Genomic DNA, 8,761 nt, shown 5'->3' with positions numbered 1-8,761 from the left:
GGGACACGCCATGCGTGTCCCGACGTTCTTACCAGTCGATGGTGCCGGTGATCACCGTCTGCACCTGCCCACCCGACCATACGTCGCCTTCCGCATCGATATGCAGATGCAGGCGCGCATCGTGCCCGACCTCGCGGCCCTGGCTCACCACGTAGTCCTGGCCGCTCCCCGGAAGGGCGTTGCGGGTATCCAGCCACGCGGCCAGCACCGCATTGGCGGCCCCTGAAGCGGCATCCTCAAAGCGCCGGCCGTTGCCGACGAAGGCGCGCACCGCCAGGTCATAGTGCGCATCGCTGCTGCGGGCATAGGCGAAGACGCCCATGCTGCCCGTGCTCTCGGCCAGCTGCGCAATGGCGTCCCAGTCCGGTGTCAGGCCGCGCAGGGCGGCCTCATCGGCCAGTTCGACCACCCACCAGCTGCGCCCCCCGTCCATGCGCGCCGGCGGCAGTGCGCCCAGCGCCCAGCCGCGCAACGCGGCCAGCAGGCGCGGGTCGTCGGCCGCGGTCACCTCGGTCACCGCCGCGCGCGGCGTGCGGATGGCGATGCTGCGCTGCGCGCCTTCTCCGCTGATCCGCAGCGGCAGCTGGCCGGCAATACCGTCCTGCACCAGCACGCCGTCCACCGCGGCGGCCAGTCCCGCTTCCAGCACCGCGTGCGCGGTGCCGACGCTGGGATGGCCGGCAAAAGGAACTTCCTTCTGCGGGCTGAACATGCGGATCCGGTAGCTGCTGCCCGGTGCCTGCGGGGCGAAGACGAAGGTGGTTTCCGGCAGCCGGGTCCAGCGCGCTATGGCCTGCATGCGGGCCTCGTCCAGGCCTTCGGCGTCCAGCACCACGGCCAGCGGGTTGCCGGCACCGGGGTAGGGGGAAAACACATCCAACTGCAGAAAACGACGCGAAGACATGGCGATGCGGATCGGGGAAAGGGCAGGCAGCTTAACAACTGGGCCGCCATGCCGCCCGCCGGGTGTGGGATCGTGGCCCAGCAGGGCCCGGGCTTGGCATAGAATCAGAGGTTCGTCCCGGTGTGCCGGGCGAACCCCCTCCATTACCTATATTCCTTTCTCCATGTCAGCTTCCCCCCTTGTCGATCGCTGGATCGTACTGAAGTTCGGCGGCACCTCCGTGTCGCGTCGTCACCGCTGGGACACGATCGGGAAGCTGGCGAAAAAACGTGCGGAAGAAACCGGCTCGCGCGTGCTGGTGGTGGTGTCGGCCTTGTCCGGGGTCACCAACGAACTGACCGCCATTGCCGATGGGGCCGCCGACAGCCGTGCCCGCGTGGACGCACTGGTGGCCCGTCACCGCGAATTCCTGGTCGAGCTGGCGCTGGACGCCAGCGCGCTGGATGAGCGCCTGAACGCGCTGCAGGGTCTGCTCGATGACCCGCGCGCCGCCGCTCGTCCGTTGGACTGGCAGGCCGAAGTGCTGGGCCAGGGTGAGCTGCTGTCCTCGACCCTGGGCGCGGCGTATCTGCGCGCCAGCGGCCTGGATTTCGGCTGGATGGATGCCCGCCAGTGGCTGCAGGCGCTGCCGCCGCAGCCCAACCAGAGCGAATGGTCGCAGCGCCTGTCGGTGAACTGCCAGTGGCGCTCGGACGCTGACTGGGCCGCGCGTTTCCACGCCCAGCCCACCCGCATGCTGATCACCCAGGGCTTCATTTCCCAGCATGCCGATGGCGGCACCGCCATTCTCGGCCGCGGCGGCTCGGATACCTCGGCGGCGTACTTCGGTGCGCTGCTCGGTGCCAGCCGGGTGGAAATCTGGACCGACGTGCCGGGTATGTTCAGCGCCAATCCCAAGGACGTGCCCGATGCGCGCCTGCTGACCCGCCTGGACTATTACGAAGCCCAGGAAATCGCCACCACCGGGGCCAAGGTGCTGCACCCGCGCTCGATCAAGCCGTGCCGCGACGCCGGCGTGCCGATGGCGATCCTCGACACCGAACGCCCGGAGCTGCCGGGCACCAGCATCGACGGCAGTGCCGCGCCGGTGCCGGGGGTGAAGGCGATCAGCCGTCGCAACGGCATCGTGCTGGTGTCGATGGAAGGCATCGGCATGTGGCAGCAGGTTGGCTTCCTGGCCGATGTGTTCGGGCTGTTCAAGAAGCACGGGCTGTCGGTGGACCTGATCGGTTCGGCCGAAACCAACGTGACCGTCTCGCTGGACCCGTCTGAAAACCTGGTCAGCACCGACGTGCTGGCGGCGCTGTCAGCCGACCTGTCGCAGATCTGCAAGGTCAAGATCATCGTGCCCTGCGCGGCCATCACCCTGGTCGGGCGCGGCATGCGTTCGCTGCTGCACAAGCTGTCGGACGTGTGGGCCACCTTCGGCCGCGAACGCGTGCACATGATCTCGCAGTCGTCCAACGACCTGAACCTGACCTTCGTCATCGACGAGGCCGATGCTGATGGCCTGCTGCCGATCCTGCATGCCGAGCTGATCGACAGCGGCGCGATGCCGGTCGAAGAGGGCGAAGTGTTCGGTCCGCGCTGGCGCGAGATTGCCGGCACCATCCGCCCGCGTGAAACCGCCTGGTGGCGGGGCCAGCGTGAGCACCTGCTGCAGCTGGCCCAGGCCGGTACCCCGCGTTATGTGTACAACCTGCCCACGGTGCGTGCCCGCGCCCGTGCGCTGGCAGCGATCAAGCCGATTGACCAGCGCTATTACGCGATCAAGGCCAACAGCCATCCGGCCATCCTGGAAGTGCTGGAGCAGGAAGGCTTCGGCCTGGAATGCGTCTCGCACGGCGAACTGAAGCACGTGTTCAACACGCTGCCGGCGCTGTCGCCGCGTCGCGTGCTGTTCACCCCCAGCTTCGCCCCGCGCGGCGAGTACGAAGCCGCCTTCGCGCTGGGTGTGACCGTCACCCTGGACAACGTCGAAGCCCTGCAGCGCTGGCCGGACCTGTTCCGCAACCGCGAGCTGTGGCTGCGCGTGGACCTGGGCCGTGGCGAAGGTCACCACGCCAAGGTACGTACCGGTGGCAAGGACTCCAAGTTCGGGCTGCCGATCGCCCGCGTCGATGAATTCGTGCGCCTGGCCACCGAGCTGGGCACCCGTGTGGTCGGCCTGCACGCCCACCTGGGCAGTGGTGTGGAAACCGCCCAGCACTGGCGTCTGATGTGCGACGAGCTGGCCGGTTTCGCGCGCCGCATCGGCAGCGTGGAAACCATCGACATCGGCGGTGGCCTGCCCATTCCGTACAGCGCTGACGACGAGCCGTTCGACCTGGACGCCTGGGCGGTCGGTCTGGCCGAGGTCAAGGCGGTGCATCCGGCGTTCCGCCTGGCCATTGAGCCGGGTCGCTACCTCGTGGCCGAAGCCGGCGTGCTGCTGACCACCGCCACGCAGGTGGTGGAAAAGGACGGCATTCGTCGCGTCGGCCTGGATGCCGGCATGAACACGCTGATGCGTCCGGCCCTGTATGACGCCTGGCACGACATCGAGAACCTGAGCCGTCTGGGCGGTTACGCCGAGGCGATGTTCGATGTGGTCGGCCCGATCTGCGAGTCCAGCGACGTGTTCGGCAAGCGCCGCCGCCTGCCGGTGTCGACCGCGCCGGACGACGTGATGCTGATCGCCGACGCCGGTGCCTACGGCTATGTGATGGCCAATACCTACAACCAGCGTGCGCTGCCGCGCGAGGACGTGATCGATGACACGCCCTGACTGCGCGCCGCACCGTTTACCTGAACGCCTTCGCGCACCGCCGCGAAAACGCCTCGCCTCACCGGATATGCCATGACTGCTTTCGACAAACACCAGGTTGCCACGTTCCGTTTCGTCCGCTGCACGCTGGATGAAAACACCGGTGTGGCCCAGCTGGTCTATGCCTTCGACAACGGGCCGGAGCTGGTGGAGACGGTCACCATTCCCGGCGCGCCGTTCTTGCTGGACGGGGCCCGCGCGCAGGCGGTGGAGCAGGCCCTGCGCCTGCTGCACCTGTTTGCCGGCGTCAGCTACTACAAGGCGGCGGTGCCGGAAGATGTGCGCATCGACAGCTATGCCATCGACGCCGATACCGCCGCGCTGGTGGAGGCGGTGTACCTCAACGGCCTGGGTGAATTCGCCTACCGCAACGGCCTGAACCTGCGCGGGCGCTTCCGTCTGCCGGTGCAGGGCGAAGCGCTGGCCGCTTCGGCGGCCGGCCTGCGCGAGCATGCGCTGGTCGCCATTGGCGGCGGCAAGGATTCGCTGGTCAGCATCGAGGCGCTGCGCGCGCTGGGCATCGAGGAGACCGTCACCTGGATTGGGGGCTCGCAGCTGATCCGCGCCTGTGCCGAGCGCACCGGCCTGCCCACGTTGAACATCGGTCGTGTGCTGGCCCCGGAACTGTTCGAACTGAACCGCCAGGGGGCCTGGAACGGCCACATTCCGGTCACCGCGGTGAACTCGGCGATCATGGCCTTGGCCGCTTTGCTGCAGTGCGTAAACCAGGTGGTGTTCTCCAACGAACGTTCGGCCAGCTACGGCAGCCAGATTCCCGGCACCGGCGAGGTCAACCACCAGTGGTCGAAGGGCTGGGCATTCGAGCAGGCCTTCGGCGAGCACCTGGAAAAGCACGTCGCCGCCGACCTGCATTACTACTCGCTGCTGCGCCCGCTGTCGGAGCTGGCGGTGGCACGCCAGTTCGCCAAGAGCGATTTCTACGACGCGCATTTCTCCAGTTGCAACCGCAACTTCCACATCCTGGGCGAGCGCCCGGTGAACCGCTGGTGCGGCGTCTGCCCGAAGTGTCACTTCGTGTTCCTGGCGCTGGCTCCGTTCATGCCCAAGACCCGCCTGGTGCGCATCTTCGGCCGCAACCTGCTGGACGACGCCGAACAGGCGGGTGGCTTCGACGCGCTGCTCGAGTTCCAGGACCACAAGCCGTTCGAGTGCGTGGGCGAAGGCCGTGAGTCGCGTGCCGCGCTGGCCACCCTGGCGTCGCGTCCGGAGTGGAGCGAAGACGTACTGGTCAAGCGCTTCATCCAGGAGATCCAGCCGCAGCTGGATGCGACCGAATTGAGCATCGAGCCGTTGCTGGTGCTGGAAGGCGAACACCGTATTCCGGCGGCGATCTGGGAGCGCCTGCGTGCGAATTTCGCAGCTTGACGGCAAGCGGGTTGCGCTGTGGGGCTGGGGACGTGAGGGGCGGGCGGCGTTTGCCGTGCTGCGCCAGCGACTGCCCGCCCTGCCGCTGACCCTGTTCTGCCCGGAGGCTGAAGCCGAGGCGGCGCGCGCTGAGACCCAGGGCGCGCTGACCGTGCGCAGTGACGTCAGCGGCGAGGCGCTGGCGGCGTTCGAGGTGGTGATCAAGTCGCCCGGCATCAGCCCGTATGGCGAGGCCGCACAGCACGCCGGCAAGCAGGGCACGCAGTTCATCGGCGGCACCTCGCTCTGGTTTGCCGAGCACGCCGACGCCGACGGCACCGTACGCGACACCGTGTGCGTGACCGGCACCAAGGGCAAGAGCACCACCACCTCGCTGCTGGCGCATCTGCTGCGTGCCAGTGGCGCGCGCACCGGGCTGGTCGGCAACATCGGCCTGCCGCTGCTGGAAGTGCTGGAGCCGCAGCCGGCTCCGCAGTACTGGGCGGTGGAACTGTCCAGCTACCAGACCGGCGAAGTCGCGCGCAGTGGCGCGCACCCGCAGGTGGCCGTGGTGCTGAACCTGTTCCCGGAACATCTGGACTGGCACGGCAGCGAAGCGCGCTACATCGCAGACAAATTATCGTTGGTCACGGAGGCCGCACCGCGCATCGCCGTGCTCAATGCGGCCGACCCGCATCTGGCCGCCTTGCAGTTGGCGCGCAGTGAAGTCGTGTGGTTCAACCAGCCGCAGGGCTGGCACATGCGCGGCGAGTGGGTGTATCGCGGTGAGCAGGCGGTGTTCGATACCGCCAACACGCCGCTGCCCGGCCGTCACAACCGCGGCAATCTGTGCGCGGTGCTGGCGGCTGTCGAGGCGCTGGGCCTGGACGCCGTCGCGCTGGCTCCGGCGGTGCAGAGCTTCCGCCCGCTGCCGAATCGGCTGCAGACCATCGGCACCCGCGACGGCCTGCGTTTCGTCAACGATTCCATCAGCACCACGCCGCACGCCAGTCTGGCGGCGCTGGAGTGCTTTGCCGGCCAGCGCATCGCGCTGCTGGTGGGCGGCCATGACCGCGGCCTGGACTGGCAGGATTTCATGCAGCACATGGCGCATGACGTGCCGCCGGTGGAGATCGTCACCATGGGGGCCAATGGCCCGCGCATCCATGCACTTCTGCAGCCGCTGGCCGAGGCCGGCCGGTTTGGCTTGCATGCCGCTGGCGATCTGGATGAGGCAGTGCGGATCGCCTGTGACGCGCTGGGCGAGCAGGGTGGGGTGGTGCTGTTGTCACCCGGCGCACCCAGCTACGGCGTGTACAAGGACTACGTGGCGCGCGGGCGGCATTTTGCCCAGCTGGCCGGGTTTGATCCGGATGCGATCACGGCGATCCAGGGGATCGGAATCGAGTAATTCGCTGATCCCGCAGATGTTCAGCGAATGATCTCAACATCCTGGATTTTGTTGACCACAATGCTGTCGCCGGAGGTTCCCTCAAGGTCCAGCGCGACGCCCAGCGCTTCAATGAAGGCTTTGACGTCTCGTGGGCCATTGTCCGAACAGTCCAACGGGATGGCATCGCCTGGCAAGGCAGCGTGGATGCGCGAGGCGGGATAGCGTTTGCCGACGCGGCAGACCAAGGCGAGATCGGCGGGCTTCTCGCCAGGGCTGCCCGCTACGAATTCCCTGTCTGATATGGCGCTGATGATTGAGCCCGGCTCCCAACGACTGGGGATTTTCAGGTCGAACCAACGGTTGAGCAGCACGCGGCCTTCACTGCGGTTCGAACTTGACTTCAACTGGAAGAGCCCAGCCTTCGTCTGGCGCTCGATACGGAGGGCTGGACTGTAAGTAACGGTTTGATTGATCAGTCCGTCTTCAGTCGTCATCTCAACCAGTGCGGGTAACTGGTTTTCTGCATGACCATCCACCAGCGTCGTGTACTTGTAGGTCAAAGAAGCAAGCCTTGGAGCCAGCAGCGCCACGTCAAGGCCCGTGCGCGCGTCTGCGGAGATCGGTACGTCAGCGATGCCGTTGACTGTCGTTGGGATGGGATGGCGGGTACGTGGAATGTCCGGGCGAAGCTCCGCCAGAAGAGACCCGTCCAGTGCGCCCTGCAGGTAGCAGCTGACCGTGGTTTTGCCGGGTGCTTCCGATGTCAGCAGCAGCATCCGGTCGACCACCTTTTTCTGCAGCGTTGGTTCGTCCTCAGAAAATCCAAGGTGCCATTCCCCGCCAGCACGAAACTCGTTGCGTACACTGGACTTGGGGCCTGAATGCACCTGTTCCGGATGGTCCACCAAAGGCAGAAGGTGCTTGCGTGCGACCTCAAGCGGGGCGTCAACGGTGAACCCCCACTGCAGCAACCCGCCGAGCGTGCCCATTTGTACGGATCTATCAAAGTACGTCTCAAGCCGGAGCCCGGAAACGCTGGGAGCATTACGGAGTACGACGGCGTTCTGCTCGCTGCCGCGATCGCCAACCTCAATCCAGCTGTTGCTGTCGTCGGTAGCCAGGCGCGCGTGGGATCGCCAGGTATCCGCGTGGGTGTGCAGGCTTCTGAAGAAGCTGCCGTCGCAGCGGGCAAATGCGGTAAACGTCTCCTCCAGCGGACCGCTGGCGGCTCCGGCGGTGGGAATCAGCAGCAGCGCGGTAACGAGCAGGGTAAGCCGGGAGAGCGCGTGCATGAGTGCGACATCCTTGTTGAAAGGGAACCGCGGATCCGGACCGTGCAGAGATGACGGGCACGTTCAGGCGGTAATGTAGCCGGTTGTGGGGTGCCTGCACAGTTCGTTGCGGGGCTCGACATACACTTGGGTTTCCTTACCGATGGAGCAGGCGCATGAAGCAGCAATGGCAGTGGGGTGCGGCACTGGTACTGGGCATGGCGTCCCTGCCGTCCTGGGCGGCCATGCAGGCCAAGCCGGTCGAATGGCAGCACGACGGCACCACCTTCAGCGGCGTGCTGGTCTATGACGACGAAGACAATGACAAGCGGCCCGGTCTGGTGATGGTGCCGAACTGGAAGGGCGTTAACGCCTCGGCCATCGAAAAGGCCAAGAAGCTGGCCGGCGACGACTACGTGGTGCTGGTGGCCGATGTGTACGGCAAGGGCGTGCGCCCGAAGACCGATGCCGAAGCGGGTCCGGTGGCGACCAAGCTGCGTAACGACCGCCCGCTGCTGCGTGCACGTGCGCTCAAGGCGGTGGAGGTGTTGAAGGCGCAGGCCGGCAGTGCCCCGCTGGATGCCAGCCGGATCGGCGCGGTCGGGTTCTGCTTCGGTGGCACCACCGTGCTGGAACTGGCCCGTGCCGGCGCGCCGCTGGCGGGTGTGGTCAGCCTGCACGGCGGGCTGGGGTCACCGCTGCCGGCCAAGGCCGGTGGCACGCACCCGTCGGTGCTGGTGCTCAACGGGGCGGACGACAAGAGCGTCACTGCGGCCGACATCAGCGGCTTCGAGCAGGAAATGAATGCGGCCAAGGTGGATTGGGAGTTCACCAATTACAGCGGCGCGGTGCACTGTTTTGCCGAGGCGGATGCGAACAACCCGCCGGGTTGTGCGTATGACGAGCGGGCGGCGAAGCGGGCGTGGAAGAGCCTGGATTCGTTCTTTGAAGGACTCTTTGAAAAACGGTAGTTCATGAACCGGTAGCGCCGGCCGTTGGCCGGCCCACGCACCGCCTGGGCC

At 66.7% G+C, this 8,761-nt stretch carries 6 protein-coding genes; 4 read left to right on the top strand and 2 right to left on the bottom strand.

Translation table 11 applies throughout. The annotated features are described in order from the left end of the window. Nucleotides 1-28: 28 nt before the first annotated feature. Complete coding sequence (locus QMX83_RS18000) at nt 29-904, bottom strand: PhzF family phenazine biosynthesis protein (protein WP_282298016.1); 876 nt, start codon at nt 902-904, stop codon at nt 29-31. Between the two features lie 163 nt (nt 905-1,067). Here QMX83_RS18000 and QMX83_RS17995 point away from each other — a divergent pair, with 163 nt between their 5' ends. The 3 genes from QMX83_RS17995 to murD all read left to right on the top strand — a co-directional run bounded on the left by QMX83_RS17995 (nt 1,068) and on the right by murD (nt 6,486). Continuing rightward, complete coding sequence (locus QMX83_RS17995) at nt 1,068-3,671, top strand: bifunctional aspartate kinase/diaminopimelate decarboxylase (protein WP_282298015.1); 2,604 nt, start codon at nt 1,068-1,070, stop codon at nt 3,669-3,671. A gap of 72 nt (nt 3,672-3,743) precedes the next feature. Continuing rightward, nucleotides 3,744-5,096 carry a UDP-N-acetyl-alpha-D-muramoyl-L-alanyl-L-glutamate epimerase gene (gene murL, locus QMX83_RS17990; protein WP_282298014.1) on the top strand — a complete coding sequence of 451 codons (1,353 nt, stop codon included), beginning with the start codon at nt 3,744-3,746 and terminating at the stop codon, nt 5,094-5,096. After that, a complete protein-coding gene (gene murD, locus QMX83_RS17985; RefSeq protein WP_282298013.1) occupies nt 5,077-6,486 on the top strand; it encodes a UDP-N-acetylmuramoyl-L-alanine--D-glutamate ligase in 1,410 nt (469 codons plus the stop codon). The genes murL and murD overlap by 20 nt, the downstream gene beginning before the upstream one ends. Nucleotides 6,487-6,506: 20 nt before the next feature. Here the strand turns inward: murD and QMX83_RS17980 are convergent, their stop codons facing one another. Further along, the gene (locus QMX83_RS17980; RefSeq protein ID WP_282298012.1) at nt 6,507-7,760 is read right to left on the bottom strand and encodes a hypothetical protein; all 1,254 of its coding nucleotides are present in this window, start codon (nt 7,758-7,760) and stop codon (nt 6,507-6,509) included. A gap of 155 nt (nt 7,761-7,915) precedes the next feature. Between QMX83_RS17980 and QMX83_RS17975 the strand changes: the two genes are divergently transcribed. Next, a complete protein-coding gene (locus QMX83_RS17975; protein ID WP_282298011.1) occupies nt 7,916-8,710 on the top strand; it encodes a dienelactone hydrolase family protein in 795 nt (264 codons plus the stop codon). Nucleotides 8,711-8,761 lie beyond the last annotated feature (51 nt).

The sequence above is a fragment of the Stenotrophomonas sp. PS02289 genome (genome assembly GCF_029960115.1).
Classification (GTDB): domain Bacteria; phylum Pseudomonadota; class Gammaproteobacteria; order Xanthomonadales; family Xanthomonadaceae; genus Stenotrophomonas.
The sequence above is the reverse complement of the archived record's forward strand: the minus strand, read 5'-3'. Positions and strand labels throughout refer to the sequence as shown.

What these genes read in the sequence shown, in the direction of transcription:
- murL (WP_282298014.1), top strand. Translation starts at nt 3,744, where the DNA reads ATGACTGCTTTCGACAAACACCAGGTTGCCACGTTCCGTTTCGTCCGC.
- QMX83_RS17995 (WP_282298015.1), top strand. Translation starts at nt 1,068, where the DNA reads ATGTCAGCTTCCCCCCTTGTCGATCGCTGGATCGTACTGAAGTTCGGC.
- QMX83_RS17980 (WP_282298012.1), bottom strand. Translation starts at nt 7,760, where the DNA reads ATGCACGCGCTCTCCCGGCTTACCCTGCTCGTTACCGCGCTGCTGCTG.
- QMX83_RS17975 (WP_282298011.1), top strand. Translation starts at nt 7,916, where the DNA reads ATGAAGCAGCAATGGCAGTGGGGTGCGGCACTGGTACTGGGCATGGCG.
- QMX83_RS18000 (WP_282298016.1), bottom strand. Translation starts at nt 904, where the DNA reads ATGTCTTCGCGTCGTTTTCTGCAGTTGGATGTGTTTTCCCCCTACCCC.